At 69.4% G+C, this 14151-nt stretch carries 19 protein-coding genes; 18 read left to right on the forward strand and 1 reads right to left on the reverse strand.

Translation table 11 applies throughout. The features are described 5' to 3' along the window. The first annotated feature begins 48 nt into the window (after positions 1 to 48). The 12 genes from ITJ60_RS05555 (at position 49) to ITJ60_RS05610 (ending at position 8664) form a co-directional block, all read left to right on the forward strand. On the forward strand, positions 49 to 1488 hold the full coding sequence (locus ITJ60_RS05555) for a CCA tRNA nucleotidyltransferase (RefSeq protein WP_194647600.1): 1440 nt from the start codon (positions 49 to 51) through the stop codon (positions 1486 to 1488). Positions 1489 to 1680: 192 nt separating this feature from the next. Then, positions 1681 to 2064, forward strand: coding sequence for a 30S ribosomal protein S6 (rpsF, locus tag ITJ60_RS05560; protein ID WP_111083667.1), 384 nt, complete (start codon positions 1681 to 1683; stop codon positions 2062 to 2064). A 3-nt stretch (positions 2065 to 2067) separates the two neighbouring features. Further along, a complete protein-coding gene (locus ITJ60_RS05565) occupies positions 2068 to 2655 on the forward strand; it encodes a single-stranded DNA-binding protein (protein WP_194647242.1) in 588 nt (195 codons plus the stop codon). Between the two features lie 50 nt (positions 2656 to 2705). Then, positions 2706 to 2963 (forward strand): 30S ribosomal protein S18, encoded by a 258-nt coding sequence (gene rpsR / locus ITJ60_RS05570; RefSeq protein ID WP_017887834.1) that lies wholly within the window; start codon positions 2706 to 2708, stop codon positions 2961 to 2963. Positions 2964 to 2977: 14 nt separating this feature from the next. Then, positions 2978 to 3430, forward strand: coding sequence for a 50S ribosomal protein L9 (gene rplI, locus ITJ60_RS05575; protein WP_111083665.1), 453 nt, complete (start codon positions 2978 to 2980; stop codon positions 3428 to 3430). A gap of 496 nt (positions 3431 to 3926) precedes the next feature. After that, positions 3927 to 5291 carry a replicative DNA helicase gene (dnaB, locus tag ITJ60_RS05580; RefSeq protein ID WP_111083664.1) on the forward strand — a complete coding sequence of 455 codons (1365 nt, stop codon included), beginning with the start codon at positions 3927 to 3929 and terminating at the stop codon, positions 5289 to 5291. A 242-nt stretch (positions 5292 to 5533) separates the two neighbouring features. Next, positions 5534 to 6424 carry a hypothetical protein gene (locus ITJ60_RS05585; protein ID WP_194647243.1) on the forward strand — a complete coding sequence of 297 codons (891 nt, stop codon included), beginning with the start codon at positions 5534 to 5536 and terminating at the stop codon, positions 6422 to 6424. A 19-nt stretch (positions 6425 to 6443) separates the two neighbouring features. Further along, positions 6444 to 6629 (forward strand): hypothetical protein, encoded by a 186-nt coding sequence (locus ITJ60_RS05590; protein WP_194647244.1) that lies wholly within the window; start codon positions 6444 to 6446, stop codon positions 6627 to 6629. Between the two features lie 144 nt (positions 6630 to 6773). Further along, the gene (locus ITJ60_RS05595; protein WP_194647245.1) at positions 6774 to 7388 is read left to right on the forward strand and encodes a TetR/AcrR family transcriptional regulator; all 615 of its coding nucleotides are present in this window, start codon (positions 6774 to 6776) and stop codon (positions 7386 to 7388) included. Then, positions 7385 to 7747 carry a DMT family transporter gene (locus tag ITJ60_RS05600; protein WP_194647246.1) on the forward strand — a complete coding sequence of 121 codons (363 nt, stop codon included), beginning with the start codon at positions 7385 to 7387 and terminating at the stop codon, positions 7745 to 7747. The genes ITJ60_RS05595 and ITJ60_RS05600 overlap by 4 nt, the downstream gene beginning before the upstream one ends. Next, positions 7747 to 8061 (forward strand): DMT family transporter, encoded by a 315-nt coding sequence (locus tag ITJ60_RS05605; RefSeq protein WP_123339337.1) that lies wholly within the window; start codon positions 7747 to 7749, stop codon positions 8059 to 8061. The genes ITJ60_RS05600 and ITJ60_RS05605 overlap by 1 nt, the downstream gene beginning before the upstream one ends. Positions 8062 to 8103: 42 nt before the next feature. Further along, the gene (locus ITJ60_RS05610; RefSeq protein WP_194647247.1) at positions 8104 to 8664 is read left to right on the forward strand and encodes an MOSC domain-containing protein; all 561 of its coding nucleotides are present in this window, start codon (positions 8104 to 8106) and stop codon (positions 8662 to 8664) included. Between the two features lie 7 nt (positions 8665 to 8671). Here the strand turns inward: ITJ60_RS05610 and ITJ60_RS05615 are convergent, their stop codons facing one another. Then, positions 8672 to 9121: a MarR family winged helix-turn-helix transcriptional regulator gene (locus ITJ60_RS05615; RefSeq protein WP_194647248.1), complete on the reverse strand. Its 450-nt coding sequence runs from the start codon at positions 9119 to 9121 to the stop codon at positions 8672 to 8674. A 173-nt stretch (positions 9122 to 9294) separates the two neighbouring features. Between ITJ60_RS05615 and ITJ60_RS05620 the strand changes: the two genes are divergently transcribed. The 6 genes from ITJ60_RS05620 to ITJ60_RS05645 all read left to right on the forward strand — a co-directional run bounded on the left by ITJ60_RS05620 (position 9295) and on the right by ITJ60_RS05645 (position 14150). After that, positions 9295 to 9948 (forward strand): hypothetical protein, encoded by a 654-nt coding sequence (locus tag ITJ60_RS05620; protein WP_123311379.1) that lies wholly within the window; start codon positions 9295 to 9297, stop codon positions 9946 to 9948. 158 nt (positions 9949 to 10106) lie between these two features. Further along, positions 10107 to 10991 carry a S26 family signal peptidase gene (locus tag ITJ60_RS05625; protein WP_194647249.1) on the forward strand — a complete coding sequence of 295 codons (885 nt, stop codon included), beginning with the start codon at positions 10107 to 10109 and terminating at the stop codon, positions 10989 to 10991. After that, entirely contained in the window at positions 10988 to 11842 is an 855-nt protein-coding gene (locus ITJ60_RS05630; protein ID WP_194647250.1) for a LamG domain-containing protein, read from the forward strand. Before ITJ60_RS05625 ends, ITJ60_RS05630 begins: the two co-directional genes overlap by 4 nt. A gap of 294 nt (positions 11843 to 12136) precedes the next feature. Beyond that, positions 12137 to 12706 (forward strand): manganese efflux pump MntP family protein, encoded by a 570-nt coding sequence (locus ITJ60_RS05635; protein ID WP_194647251.1) that lies wholly within the window; start codon positions 12137 to 12139, stop codon positions 12704 to 12706. Positions 12707 to 12759: 53 nt separating this feature from the next. Further along, positions 12760 to 13482, forward strand: coding sequence for an SDR family NAD(P)-dependent oxidoreductase (locus ITJ60_RS05640; RefSeq protein WP_194647252.1), 723 nt, complete (start codon positions 12760 to 12762; stop codon positions 13480 to 13482). Positions 13483 to 13499: 17 nt separating this feature from the next. Continuing rightward, on the forward strand, positions 13500 to 14150 hold the full coding sequence (locus ITJ60_RS05645) for a dihydrofolate reductase family protein (protein WP_123339344.1): 651 nt from the start codon (positions 13500 to 13502) through the stop codon (positions 14148 to 14150). Position 14151: the final 1 nt, after the last annotated feature.

The raw sequence follows: 14151 nt of genomic DNA on the forward strand, positions 1-14151 counted from the left end.
GGGGTTGTGGAGAACTCGGGGCTTCGATCTGGGAGGATGAGCACCGTCATGCAGTCCGTTGCCCAGGCCGTCGAACGACTCGACGCACTCGCCACCACCGAGCCCGTCGACCTCCTCGCTCGGGCCTTCGCCGACGCCGGACACGAGCTGGCCCTGGTCGGCGGACCCGTGCGGGACGCCTTCCTCGGTCGTCCCGTCACCGACCTCGATTTCACGACGAGCGCCCGTCCGGACGACATCCTGCGCATCGTCGAACCGATCGCGAGCGCCACGTGGGACGTCGGCCGCCAGTTCGGCACCATCGCCGCGCGGGTCGGCGGCGAGCAGGTCGAGATCACCACCTACCGCAGTGACGTGTACGACGGCGAGACCCGCAAGCCCGAGGTCGCGTTCGGCGACACCATCGAGGACGACCTGCTCCGCCGCGACTTCACCGTCAACGCGATGGCGCTCCGGCTGCCGGCCCGTGAGCTCGTCGACGTGCACGGCGGCGTCGAGGACCTGCTGGCCGCCCGCCTCCGCACCCCGCAGGCCGCCGTGGTGTCGTTCCGCGACGACCCGCTCCGGATGATGCGGGCGGCGCGGTTCACGTCGCAGCTCGGGTTCACCGTCGACGACGACGTCCGTGCCGCCATGCAGGACCTGGTCGACTCCATCGACATCGTGTCCGCCGAGCGGGTGCGCGACGAACTCGTCAAGCTGCTCAACACGGGCGACCCCGTGCCGGGCATCCGCCTGCTCGTGGACACCGGGCTGGCGCAGCGGTTCCTGCCCGAGCTGCCCGAGATGCAGCTCGAGATCGACGAGCACCACCACCACAAGGACGTCTACGAGCACTCCCTGACCGTGCTCGAACAGGCGATCGGCTACGAGGCCGAGCGGCACGCGGGCGACCCGCCGGACACCGTGCTCCGGCTCGCGGCGCTGCTGCACGACATCGGCAAGCCCGCCACCCGCAAGCTCGAGCCGGGCGGCGCCGTCAGCTTCCACCACCACGACCTGGTCGGGTCGAAGCTCGCGAAGAAGCGGCTCCGTGCCCTGCGCTTCGACAACGACACGATCGCCGCGGTGTCCCGCCTGATCGAGCTGCACCTGCGGTTCTTCGGGTACACCGACGGTGCCTGGACCGACTCGGCCGTCCGGCGCTACGTCCGCGACGCCGGCCCGCAGCTCGAACGGCTGCACGAGCTGACCCGCTCGGACGTCACCACGCGGAACCGCCGCAAGGCCGACCGCCTGGCGTTCGCGTACGACGACCTCGAGGAGCGGATCCGCGTCCTGGCCGAGCAAGAGGAACTGGACTCGATCCGGCCCGACCTGACCGGCGACGAGATCATGCGGATCCTCGACATCCCGCCGGGGCGTGCCGTGGGCGAGGCCTACCGCTTCCTGCTCGAGGCGCGGATGGACGACGGACCCCTCGGCGCCGACGCAGCCGAGGCGCGCCTGCGCGACTGGTGGGCCGCGCGGGACGCGACCAGCTCCTGACGCGACACCGACGCCCGAGACGCGACCGCCTGACGGACGCGACGGTCCTGCACAGACCGGTGGCGCGCCTCCAGGCCGTCGGGTAGTCTGTGCAGGTTGCCCGGCGCGTGTCTGCGCGCTGTGGCACATGCATCAACCCTCCTGCCCCGGGAACTGCCCGGGGCCGATGAGACCAGAGGAGGTGGGTTCCGCATGCACCAGTACGAACTGATGGCGATCCTCGACCCCGAGATCGATGAGCGCACCGTCGCTCCCAGCCTGGACAAGTTCCTCGCTGTCATCCGCAACGACGGTGGCACCGTCGACAACGTGGACGTCTGGGGCCGTCGCCGGCTCGCTTACGAGATCGCCAAGAAGTCCGAGGGCATCTACGCCGTCGTCGACTTCACGTCCTCGCCCGAGGCCGCCAAGGAGCTCGACCGTCAGCTCGGTCTCTCCGAGGCCGTGCTCCGCACGAAGGTCCTCCGCGCCGAAGAGGGCATCGCGCAGGTCGCCGCCCAGAAGCAGCGCGACGAGGCACGCGCAGCCCGCAAGGCTGCCAACGCCTCCGCAACCGCGACCGCGAGCGCCGAGTAACCCGTGGCCGGCGAAACCGTCATCACGGTGGTGGGCAACCTCACCGCGGACCCCGAGCTGCGGTACACGCAGAACGGGCTCGCAGTGGCGAACTTCACCATCGCCTCCACGCCTCGCACGTTCGACCGTCAGGCGAACGAGTGGAAGGACGGCGACGCGCTGTTCCTCCGCGCGAGTGTGTGGCGGGAGTTCGCCGAGCACGTGGCGGGGTCGCTGACGAAGGGCTCGCGCGTCATCGCGCAGGGTCGTCTGCGTCAGCGTTCCTACCAGGACCGCGAGGGTCAGCAGCGCACGAGCATCGAGCTCGAGGTCGACGAGATCGGCCCGTCGCTCCGGTACGCGACCGCACAGATCACCCGCGCAGCGGGTGGCGGCGGCGGTCGTGGCCAGGTCGGCGGCGGCAACGGTGGCGGTCAGCAGGGCAGCGGCAACGGCGGCTGGAACAACAACGGTGGCGGCAACGCCTCCGCTGGTGGCCAGTCCGACGAGCCGTGGTCCCCGCAGGGTGGCCAGCAGGGCGGCGGCAACGCACAGTCGAACGACGTGTGGAGCACCCCCGGCGGCAACTTCGACGACGAGACCCCGTTCTGATCCTCTCGGTTCCGACGGACACACAACTTTTCTTCTAAGGACAAATCACTATGGCTGGAAAGAGCACCGGCGACCGCCGGAAGCCTCGCGGCAAGGGCGGCAAGAACGCCGCTCCCGCGAAGTCGATCAAGGTCGGCGTCATCGACTACAAGGACGTTGCGACCCTTCGCAAGTTCATCTCGGAGCGTGGAAAGATCCGCGCCCGTCGCATCACCGGCGTCTCCGTCCAGGAGCAGCGCCTCATCGCCCGTGCCGTGAAGAACGCCCGTGAGATGGCGCTCCTCCCCTACGCCGGCTCCGGCCGCTGATCGGAGGTCGACACATGTCGAAGCTCATCCTCACCCACGAGGTCTCCGGCCTCGGTTCCGCTGGTGACGTCGTCGACGTCAAGAACGGCTACGCCCGCAACTACCTCATCCCCCAGGGCTTCGCTGTTGCGTGGTCCAAGGGCGGCGAGAAGCAGGTCGAGTCGATCCGTGCCGCGCGCACCGCGCGTGAGCTCGCCACCATCGAAGAGGCACAGGACCTCAAGATGAAGCTCGAGAACGCGACCATCTCCCTGGCGGTCAAGGCCGGCAAGGACGGTCGTCTGTTCGGCTCCGTCCGTCCGGGCGACGTCGCTGACGCCGTCCAGGCGCAGGGCGTCGGCTCGCTCGACAAGCGCAAGGTCGAGGTCCCCGCGACCATCAAGACCGTCGGTGACCACGAGGCCACCGTGCGTCTGCGCGAGGACATCACTGCCGTGATCTCGCTCAAGGTCGTCGCTGCCAAGTAGCACTGACGTTCCGCTCCACGACGGGCGGGTCTCCTCCGGGAGGCCCGCCCGTCGTTGCGTTGGCGGGCTCGGCTTGGCTGGCTGGTTACCTCTCAGGCACGGTCCGGCTTGCTGGGAACGGCCCGAGAACACTTCCCACAGGAGGGGTGCTTGTCAAGTCGTTTTACACAGCAGAAACGTGTCAAATCGGAACCTTCAAGTCGTACTTGAACCCCACTTTTCCACACACCGTGTGAACATGAAAACCCCTGTTCAAGTGGTCGAAAGTGTGTTCCCATGGCCATGTTTCCACAGGCTCGTCCACAGTTCTCCACACAGCATTCCGGCGTGTTCCGCAATCCGTCCACAGAGTTATCCACAGGGCCGTTTGTTGGGGATAACTCTGCGGCCGTAGCTTGGCCCAGCGACTCGGGGATGTCGGTCGCTGGGGTTAGAAAGTCGTTGCGGGTGTCCGACCATCGTGTCCGGTCCCGCGTCGTTCAACAGAGGAGAGAGTGTGTCGATCGCGCATCTTGAGCCCGCACCGCAGGAGTACGCGGAGCGCGGCATGGAACGCACCCCGCCGCACGACCTGCTGGCCGAGCAGTCGACCATCGGCGGCATGCTCCTGTCGAAGGACGCCGTCGCCGACGTCATCGAGACCGCTCGTGGCGTGGACTTCTACGTCCCCAAGCACGAGGTCATCTTCGACGCGATCCTGTCGCTCTACTCGCACGGCGAGCCCACCGACGTCATCGCCGTCACCGACGAGCTGACCAAGACCGGTCTGCTGTCCCGCGGTGGTGGCGCCGAGTACCTGCACAGCGTGACGAGCATGGTGCCGACCGCGGCCAACGCGGGGTACTACGCCGGCATCGTCGCCGAGAAGGCCGTGCTCCGTCGCCTCGTCGACGCCGGTACCCGCATCGTGCAGATGGGCTACGCGTCCGAGGGTGAGGTCACCGACCTCGTCAACAGCGCCCAGGCCGAGGTCTACAACGTCGCCGGCGGCGTGCAGACCGAGGACTACGTCCCCCTGACCGACGCCATCTCCGCCGCGCTCGACGAGATCGAGGCCGCCAAGGGCCGCGACGGCCAGATGACCGGCGTGCCGACCGGGTTCGCGCAGCTCGACGGCCTGACGAACGGCTTCCACCCCGGGCAGCTGATCATCGTCGCGGCTCGACCCGCCCTCGGTAAGTCCACCCTTGCGCTCGACCTGTGCCGCGCCGCCGCGATCAAGCACGACCAGACCGCCGCCTTCTTCTCGCTCGAGATGGGTCGCGCCGAGATCGCGATGCGTCTGCTGTCCGCCGAGACCAGCGTGCCGCTGCAGAACATGCGCAAGGGCACCGTGGACTCCCGCGACTGGACCACCATCGCGCAGACCCGCGGGCGCATCAACGACGCCCCGTTCTTCATCGACGACTCCCCCAACATGACGCTGGTCGAGATCCGCGCCAAGTGCCGTCGGCTCAAGCAGCAGCACAACCTCAAGCTCGTCGTCATCGACTACCTGCAGCTGATGACCTCGGGCAAGAAGGTCGAGAGCCGCCAGCAAGAGGTCTCCGAGTTCTCGCGTGCCCTGAAGCTGATGGCGAAGGAGCTCCAGGTCCCCGTCATCGCGCTGTCCCAGCTGAACCGTGGTCCCGAGCAGCGTGCCGACAAGAAGCCGGCGATCTCCGACCTGCGTGAGTCCGGGTCGATCGAGCAGGACGCCGACATGGTCATCCTGCTGCACCGCGAGTCGGCGTACGAGAAGGACAACCCGCGGCAGGGTGAGGCCGACCTGATCGTGGCGAAGCACCGTAACGGCCCGACGGACACGATCACCGTGGCGTTCCACGGGATGTTCTCGCGGTTCGTGGACATGCCGCAGTAGGGCGGGTGTCGTCCGCCAGGTGACTGGTCCACCGGCCACACATCAGAGTTCCGAGACGCAGCCTTCGGCGCCGGATCGGGGCGAGGTAGGAGCGCTCACTGCGCGAAGAGTCCCTCCGACCGGAGTCACGGAAGTGTAACGATGGGTCTACCCCTCCAACGGGGGGTCGTAGGGTCGGTTCGTCAGCAACGTTGCTGACTACAACGGGACCGACCTCAGCGTCGGAGACAGGGGACCGAAGTATGAACCACTCACGAATCCGCCAGATGACCGCAGGGGGCGCCATCGCGGCGGCTGTGCTCGCTGGCTCACTCGTCGCAGCACCGGCGAACGCTGCGGCGTCCGACGATCCGCTCGCGGTCATCCAGCAGCAGGGCCTGCTCGGTACGAGCGATTCCGCACCGACCGGAGCAGCTGTCCAGTCGAGGGTCCAGGTGGACTCTGCATCGCACGTCGCAGTCACGCCGGTCGTCCCAGGGGCTGCGACGGCCGATGCCGCCACCGGTTCGGACGTCTACCGCGGAGCCGACTTCGGGACGGTCACGGGCACCGGGACGAACGGCACGAACGCCAGCTTCATCGTGATCAACAACTCGTCGGCGCCGACCGACTACGAGTTCGAGATCGGCTCCGAGACCGACACGCTCACCCTCGTGGACGGCGGCAAGGTGCAGGTGAAGAACGCCAGCGGCGACGTCGTCAACTACCTCGAGACGCCGTGGGCGCACGACGCTGACGGCAAGCAGCTCCCGACCTCGTACACGGTCGTACCCGGCTCGAACATCGTCACCCAGCACGTCGACACGACCGGGGCGGCGTTCCCGGTGACCGCCGACCCGTCGACGGGGTGCGGCGTCGGATGGTGCTCGGTGTACTTCAACCGCGCCGAGACGAAGGTGATCGCAGCGGGCGGACCTGCCGGGACGGCTGCGCTGACGGCAGGGTGCGCCCTCATCGGCACTCCCGTCGTCGGCGGTGTCTGCGCCCTCGTCAGCGGTGCGATCACCGCCTTCGCGCAGGGCGCGAACGCCAACGACAACTGCCTCGGTATCGTCGGGTACGGAGTCCCCGGGACTCCGCTCTCGGGTTGGAACCCGTTCGTTCTCGACAAGAGTGCCAGCCAGTGCAACTAGTGCAAGTAAGGACGGTCTGATGTCTCCTCGCAGCTACAAGATCACCCTCGCCGTCCTCGGCGTGGCCAGCCTCTTGCTCGTCCCGTTCCTCGCGCAAGGGATGCTGCCGGCAACCGTCGGCACGGTTGCCCTCGTCGTGGTCGTCGTCTGGGTGCTCTACGGCGTCGTGAACGCCAAGTTCACGCAGCGCTCCAGCCACAAGTAGGCGCGTCGCACCACAGAACGACCCTCAGCCGGTTGGCCGAGGGTCGTTCTCCTGAGGACCGGGGTGCTGGGGCGAACCTGTCCCACGCTGAGAGTTCACCGCCGTACTTGGCCACATGGCCAAGTACGGCGGTACGGTCGGACCATGACCCTCCAGCAAGAGCACCGCAGCGTCGAGGAACGACGCGAGCAGCTCGTCGACGCCGCGATCGCCGTCCTGCGAGACGGCGGCATCAGTGCCGTGACCACCCGCGCGGTCACCGCCCGCGCTGGCCTGCCGCACGGCGCCTTCCACTACTGCTTCGCATCGAAGGCGCCGCTCTTCCGCGCAGTGCTCGAACGCCAGCTCCGCACGGCCATGGCGGTCGCGTTCGCACCGCCGGTCACGCGGCTCGACCTGGAGGCCCGGATCGCCTCCGGCCTGTCGGCCCACCTCGCGCAGACGCGCGACGACCCAGCGACCGCACTCGCCGTCGTCGAGCTGGTCACCTACTCACGACGCGACCCCGACCTGCAAGACCTCGCCGCGTGGGAGCAGCACGCGTACCTCGACGCCGTCCGCGAGCAGGTCGACGAGTGGACCGCCGAGGACGGCATCCGCTGGGCAGTGCCGGTCGAGCAGGTCGTCCGGCTGCTCATCGCGACCGCCGACGGCATCAGCTCGACGTGGCTCGCCGACCGGGACGACACAGCCGCACAGGCCACCGTCCGGGTCGCGGCACGGGCGATCGCGGCCCTGGCGGACAGGAGCGACGCATGAAGTGGCTGTTCCTCGGGACCGCGATCGTCGCCGAGGTCACCGGAGCGCTCTCGATGCAGGCCGCCGTCGACCAGCCCGGGTGGTACGCGCTCGTCGTCGCGGGCTACGTCGCCGCGTTCGCGATGCTGATCCTGGTGCTGCGCGCGGGGATGGCGGTCGGGGTCGCCTACGGCATCTGGGGAGCCTCCGGCGTCGCCCTGACCGCGGTGCTCGCGGCCGTGCTGTTCGGGCAGGCACTCACGCTCACCATGGTCGCCGGCATCGTGCTCATCGCTGCCGGGGTGCTGCTGGTCGAGATCGGTTCGCAGCGAGCGCTCGCCGCACGGAAGCGCCAGACGCCAGAGCGCGAGCCGTTCTGATGGCCTGGGTCCTGCTCGCCGTCGCGATCGTCTCCGAGGTCGGTGCCACGATCAGCCTCAAGCTCGCCACCGACGGCAAGAAGGTGTTCTTCGTGCCCGTCGTCCTGGGGTACCTCGTCGCGTTCAGCCTGCTCGCCGTGGCGCTGACGCTCGGCCTGCCGATCGGTGTCGCCTACGGGATCTGGGCCGCGACCGGTGTCGCACTGACGGCGATCCTGGGCCGGGTGCTCTTCCGCGAACCCTTGACGGCGCTCATGCTCGGCGGGATCGCACTGATCATCGCCGGGGTCTTCCTCGTCGAGCTCGGACACTGACCGGGGGCTGCGTCGAAACCGAACCTGCGCAAGGATCGCACCATGACCGAGAACCGTGACGACCAGCCGCGCGTGATCGCCGTGAGCCGCGACAGTGCCCACCGGTTCAGCAAGCCCGTCGTCGACGAGGTGACCCTGGTCGAGGGCTGGGGCATCGAGGGTGACGCCCACGCCGGGACGACCGTGCAGCACCGGTCTCGTGTCGCGCGGGATCCCTCGCAGCCGAACCTGCGGCAGGTCCACCTGCTCCACGCCGAGGTGTTCGACGAGGTCGCCGACGCCGGGTACCACCTCGAGCCGGGCCAGATGGGTGAGAACGTCACGACCCGTGGCGTCGACCTGCTCGGCCTGCCGACCGGGACGGTGCTGCACCTCGGTGACCAGGCCCGCGTCCGTGTGACGGGCCTGCGGAACCCGTGCCAGCAGATCAACGGGTTCGAACCGGGTCTGTTGCGTGAGGTGCTCGGGCGGGACGAGGACGGTGCGGTGGTGCGGAAGGGCGGCGTGATGAGCGTCGTCGTGACCGGTGGCGTCGTCCGCACGGGTGACCGCATCCGGGTCGAGCTCCCCATCGGCGAGCAGCAGGCGCTCCAGCCGGTCTGACGAGCGCTTACTCCCCCGCCGCCGCGGCCTGCTGGTACAGGCTCGTGGCCAGGTCGTTGAGCACCTCGTGCAGCTCGCCGCCGTGTGCGCCGTCGACCGCTCGGAGCATGGCGGCGTAGCGCTGCCGGTAGTCCGCGACGACGTCATCGCCGGTCGGCAGCAGCCGCAGCAACGACCCACGACGGTCGTTCGGGTTCGGCGCGCGCTCGAGCAGTCCGGCGGTGCTCATCCGGTCGATCATGTTCGTCACCGCGCCCGAGGTCAGGCCGAGGTACCCGGCGACCTCCGTCGGTGTCGAGTAGCCGGTGTCGCTGATGAGCACGAGTGCTCGCAGGGCGTTCTCGTGCACCCCGGCTCGTGCACTGAGCTGGTTCACCAGGCTCGCGTTCGCGCGCACGACAGCGGTGAACGCGGCCATCAGGTCGGCGGCGTCGTCATCGTGTGCGGCGGGGGTCACGGGGGAATCCTTCCATGTCGGGAACCCAGGGGACACGAGCGTCCCCCGCACTGGGGTAGGTGCGCGAGTGGCTAACTTAGTCAAGCAATGACTATCTTAATGATTGAAGCAAATCAGCCCGAATGACTTGCTTCCCCCAACCACTGCGAACCACCGAACCGATGAGGTACACCGTGTCCACCAAGCTCCGCACCTCCGCGCTGAAGCGGATCCGTTTCGCCCCCGTGGCGCTCCTCGCCGGCATCTTCGCCGCCGTGCTCCTCTCCCTCTCGCTCACCGGCACCCTGTCCGGGTTCGCGGCGAGCATCACGAACAGCAGCAACACCGCCGGCAGCGGCACGCTGATCATGCAGGAGCAGAACGCCGGCGCAACGGTCACCTGCCTCAGCACCGACGGCGGCTCGGTCTCGACGAACTCCGCGACCTGCTCGACGATCAACAAGTTCGGCGGCAGCACGACCATGACGCCTGGCAACACGGTGAACACCGCGATCTCGATCAAGAACACCGGAACCGCGGCCGCCAGCACCTTCACGCTGAACCCGGGCGCCACCTGCACCCAGTCGGCGAACGGCTCGGCCAACGGCACCGCGACCGACCTCTGCGCCAAGATGAACCTCGTCATCACCTCGGGTTCGACCACGGTCTTCAGCGGCACGCTCGCCAGCTTCAAGGGCGCCGCAGCGTCGGCCTTCACGATGCCCCAGGCCCCGGCCGCCGGTGCCAGCGTCCCGTTCAACTTCGCGGTGACCCTCGACTCCTCCGCGGGCAACACCTACCAGGGCCTCGCGGCCTCGGTCCCCATGACCTGGACGTTCACGGCCTGATCCCGCCCCGGGTCGGTGCCCCCAGCCGCCCCGTGACGAGCCCGTGACCCCAGACCGGCGACGCTCGACCGACCCCCCTCCGGCCGAGCGTCGCCACCCCCGTTCCACCAAGCGCAGCAAGCGCTGAGCCGCACCCCACCGAGCCGCAGGAGCACGACATGAGCCAGACCGCAGCGATCCCGCTCAGCGGCACGCTCGACCGTCCGGCCCTCCGGGGTCGCGCGGTCACCCGCTCCGAGTCGACGCTCGCCTGGCTGCTCGCCCTGGTCGCCGCCGTGCTGCTCACCGCCGCGGTGCTGTTCCTGTCCGCCGGCGGCCGCTGGTTCGTCGTCGAGACGCCCTCGATGGGCGAGGCAGCCCCGGTCGGCACCCTCGTGCTCGACCTGCCGGTGGACGTCGCCACCCTGCACGTCGGCGATGTCGTCTCCTTCGAGACCTCCGCCAACCCGGACGTCGTCTACACGCACCGCATCATCGCGATCGACGCCGACGGCGGTCTGCGCACCCGGGGTGACGTGAACGGCGCGGTCGACCCGTGGACGCTGTCGCAGGCCGACGTGATCGGCACCCCGGCGCTCCTGGTCCCCCACCTTGGCTGGCTGTTCCGCGCCGCCCCGATCCTGCTCATCGGCACGCTGCTGATCCTGACCCTGACCAGTGCCTTCACCGACCGGGTCACCCGCACGTGCCTGCGGATCGCCGGCTCCGCCCTGACGGTCTCGTACGCCGCGTTCGTGCTCAAGCCGTTCGTCAACGTGACGACCATCACGAACACCTCGAGCCCGACGGGCGTCGAGGCCACCGTCATCTCGTCCGGCATCTTCCCGGTGCGCATCGACGCCCACGGCGGCAACACCGTGCACCTGGTCGACGGTGAGGTCGGCCGCGTGGTCATCCACGAACTCACGAAGAACGGGCACTACCAGCTGACCTCGAACATCGACCTCGACCCGCTCGGGTGGGTGGCGCTGATCGCCGTGTGCCTGGTGCCGCTCGTCGCCTGCCTGGCCGTCGGTCGCGTCGAGGCGGTGCGCGCATCGTGATCCTCCGTCGCCTGCGTGACGGCCGTGTCGTCGCCCTCCTGCTCGTGGTCGCCCTGGCCGTCGTCGTCCTGCTGAACCAGTTCGCCCCGACGCGCTCCGCCTACAGCGCCACCGTGCGGAACGACACGAACACCGCCGCGACCGCCCCCTACTTCACCTGCACGGGCGCCGTCGGAGCCGACACCGCGAACGCCCTGTTCGCGTACCGGCTCACCGAGTCGACGAACGCGAAGACCGCCACGGACTGGTCGGGCCGCGGCGTGAACGGCACCTACCAGGGCGCGATGACGGCGGTCACTCCCGACCCGAACGCCTGCCCGCGCGACACCGGCAGCGCCTACGTGCTGAACGGCTCGACGAGCTACGTCTCCACCTCGCGCTCGTACGCCAACCCGACCACCTTCAGCGAAGAGGTCTGGTTCAAGACCACGGTCGCCGGTGGACAGCTCATCGGCTTCGGCAGCAGTCAGACCGGCGGATCCGGGCAGCACGACCGCAAGCTCTACCTCAATACGAGCGGGCAGCTCGCGTTCGGGACGTACAGCGGCACGACCCAGGTCGTCTCGTCGCCGAAGGCCTACACCGACGGCGCGTGGCACCACGCCGTGACGACGATGTCACCGGCCAACGGCATGCGCCTGTACGTCGACGGCACGCTGGTCGCGTCGAACGCGACGTACAAGACGCCGGAGAACTACACCGGCTGGTTCCGGATCGGCTACGACACCATCGGCGGATGGCCGGGTTCGCCCGCCAACGCCTACTTCACCGGGTCCATGCGGTACGCGGCCGTCTACGGGACGGAACTGTCCGCCGCCCAGGTCGCCGCCCACGCAGCAGCCGGTCGCTGACGCGCCCGCGGTCGCGCCCACCCCGCCGCGTGAGGTTCCGAGATCTCGGAACCTCGCCGGCGCGCAGCGCCCCGATCGGAACCTCGGCGGAACGCGGGCGGGGTGTCGTGGAACCTCGGGCTGCCCAACGCCGCCGCGAGCCTTCCGTCAGGAACCGGGGCGGGCGCACCAACCCCCGGATTCGGCGCGACGAATACCGCTGATCAGGCCTTTTCATACGAGGTACCGTGCCAGTATCGACAGGTCCTGAGACGTCGGCGTCTCCGTCCGACCGTCTCGAAAGGCGCCGCCCCCATGTCGTTCTGGGCCCTCTTCCTCATCGCGCTCGGCGTCTCCGCAGACGCCTTCGCCGTCGCCCTCGGCAAGGGCCTGCACATGAAGCGCTTCGACGTGCGGCACGCCCTCGTCATCGCGCTGACGTTCGGTGCGTTCCAGGCGCTCATGCCCCTGCTGGGCTGGCTGCTCGGGTCGGCGTTCGCCCGCTCCATCGCGGACTTCGACCACTGGATCGCGTTCGGGCTGCTCGCGCTGATCGGCGGCAAGATGCTGTGGGAGGCGTTCTCGAAGCACGAGGACACCGCGCAGGACACCGACCGCCTGCCGATCCGTGAGCTCCTGGTCCTGGCGGTCGCCACGAGCATCGACGCCCTCGCGGTCGGGGTCACGCTGGCGTTCCTGCCGGTGTCGATCGGCGGCGCGGTGCTGCTCATCGGTGTGACGACGGCGGTGCTGTCATTTGCCGGCGTGCTCGTCGGGCGCCGTGTCGGAGCCCGGTTCGGCAAGCCGGCCGAGATCGCCGGCGGTGTGGTGCTCATCCTGATCGGCGTGAACATCGTGCTCGAGCACACGGGCGTCATCGGCTGAGGTCGGCGGTGTCGCGCCGCACACGCCTCCGCCACCCGGCGCATGATGAACGCATGTCCCGCATCCTCGTCACCGGCTCGACCGACGGCCTCGGGCGAGCGACCGCCGACACCCTGCTCCGCGACGGCCACGACGTCGTCGTGCACGCCCGGAGCACGGCACGTGCGGACGCGGTCGCCGACCTGCTCGACCGTGGTGCCACGCTCGTCGTCGCCGACCTGTCCGACCGCGACGCCGTGATCGCCGCCGCGCGCGACCTCGACGCCGACGACCCGATCGACGCGGTCGTGCACAACGCCGGCGTGATCTCCGGCCGTGCGCTGATCCCGGTCAACGTCGTCGCGCCGTACCTGTTCACCGCGCTGCTCCACGCGCCGACCCGGCACGTGTACCTGAGCAGTGGGATGCACCGCGGCGGCCGGCCCCGACTGGACGGCGTCGACTGGGACGGCACCGCGGAGACGAACACGTACTCGGACACCAAGCTCTTCGTGACCGCGCTCGCAGCCGAGGTCGCGGCGCGCCGGCCCGGCGTCCTGAGCAACGCCGTCGACCCGGGCTGGGTCCCGACCAAGATGGGCGGCGCGGGGGCGTCGGACGACCTCGAGCTCGGGCACCGCACGCAGGAGGCCCTCGTGACCGACCCCGACGCAACCACCAGCGGCGGTTACTGGTTCCACGGACAGCGGCAGGAGCCGCACCAGGCGGTCGCTGACCCGCAGTTCCGCCGCCAACTCGTCGACGCCCTGGCGACGGCGACGGGCATCACCCTCTGAAGCAGGACAGGAGCACCATGTCGACGGTCAGGGTCCACAACTTCGCGATCTCGCTCGACGGGTACGGCGCCGGAGCCGACCAGTCGGTCGACCGGCCGTTCGGGCACGCCGACGGTCGACTCATGGGGTGGTTCGCCGCCACCGCCACCTTCCGTGCGATGCAGGGCGCGTCCGGCGGGACCACCGATGTCGACGACGAGTTCGCCCGCGCCTGGGGGCCGGAGATCGGTGTCGAGATCATGGGGCGGAACAAGTTCGGACCCCAGCGCGGACCGTGGCCCGACGACGGCTGGACCGGGTGGTGGGGCGACGAACCACCGTTCCACACGCCCGTGTTCGTGCTCACGCACCACCCGCGCGAGCCCCTCGAGATGGCGGGCGGGACGACCTTCCACTTCATCGACGCGACCCCGGCGGAAGCGCTCGAGCTCGCCCGCCAGGCCGCACCGGGCCGCGACGTCCGGATCGGCGGCGGGGTCGAGACCGTCCGCGAGTTCCTGCAGGCCGACCTCGTCGATCACCTGCACCTGGTCGAGGTGCCGATCGTGCTCGGCCGGGGCGAGCGGCTCTGGGACGGACTCGAGGGGATCGAGGAGCGCTTCGCCGTCGAGACGGTCGCGTCGCCGTCGGGCGTCGTGCACCGCACGTTCACGCGGGCGGCGCGCTGAC

Source organism: Curtobacterium sp. VKM Ac-2884, assembly GCF_015350945.1.
In the GTDB taxonomy this organism is placed as follows: domain Bacteria; phylum Actinomycetota; class Actinomycetes; order Actinomycetales; family Microbacteriaceae; genus Curtobacterium.

What these genes read in the sequence shown, in the direction of transcription:
- ITJ60_RS05555 (WP_194647600.1), top strand. Translation starts at nt 49, where the DNA reads ATGCAGTCCGTTGCCCAGGCCGTCGAACGACTCGACGCACTCGCCACC.
- rpsF (WP_111083667.1), top strand. Translation starts at nt 1,681, where the DNA reads ATGCACCAGTACGAACTGATGGCGATCCTCGACCCCGAGATCGATGAG.
- rpsR (WP_017887834.1), top strand. Translation starts at nt 2,706, where the DNA reads ATGGCTGGAAAGAGCACCGGCGACCGCCGGAAGCCTCGCGGCAAGGGC.
- rplI (WP_111083665.1), top strand. Translation starts at nt 2,978, where the DNA reads ATGTCGAAGCTCATCCTCACCCACGAGGTCTCCGGCCTCGGTTCCGCT.
- ITJ60_RS05585 (WP_194647243.1), top strand. Translation starts at nt 5,534, where the DNA reads ATGAACCACTCACGAATCCGCCAGATGACCGCAGGGGGCGCCATCGCG.
- ITJ60_RS05590 (WP_194647244.1), top strand. Translation starts at nt 6,444, where the DNA reads ATGTCTCCTCGCAGCTACAAGATCACCCTCGCCGTCCTCGGCGTGGCC.
- ITJ60_RS05595 (WP_194647245.1), top strand. Translation starts at nt 6,774, where the DNA reads ATGACCCTCCAGCAAGAGCACCGCAGCGTCGAGGAACGACGCGAGCAG.
- ITJ60_RS05600 (WP_194647246.1), top strand. Translation starts at nt 7,385, where the DNA reads ATGAAGTGGCTGTTCCTCGGGACCGCGATCGTCGCCGAGGTCACCGGA.
- ITJ60_RS05605 (WP_123339337.1), top strand. Translation starts at nt 7,747, where the DNA reads ATGGCCTGGGTCCTGCTCGCCGTCGCGATCGTCTCCGAGGTCGGTGCC.
- ITJ60_RS05610 (WP_194647247.1), top strand. Translation starts at nt 8,104, where the DNA reads ATGACCGAGAACCGTGACGACCAGCCGCGCGTGATCGCCGTGAGCCGC.
- ITJ60_RS05625 (WP_194647249.1), top strand. Translation starts at nt 10,107, where the DNA reads ATGAGCCAGACCGCAGCGATCCCGCTCAGCGGCACGCTCGACCGTCCG.
- ITJ60_RS05635 (WP_194647251.1), top strand. Translation starts at nt 12,137, where the DNA reads ATGTCGTTCTGGGCCCTCTTCCTCATCGCGCTCGGCGTCTCCGCAGAC.
- ITJ60_RS05640 (WP_194647252.1), top strand. Translation starts at nt 12,760, where the DNA reads ATGTCCCGCATCCTCGTCACCGGCTCGACCGACGGCCTCGGGCGAGCG.
- ITJ60_RS05645 (WP_123339344.1), top strand. Translation starts at nt 13,500, where the DNA reads ATGTCGACGGTCAGGGTCCACAACTTCGCGATCTCGCTCGACGGGTAC.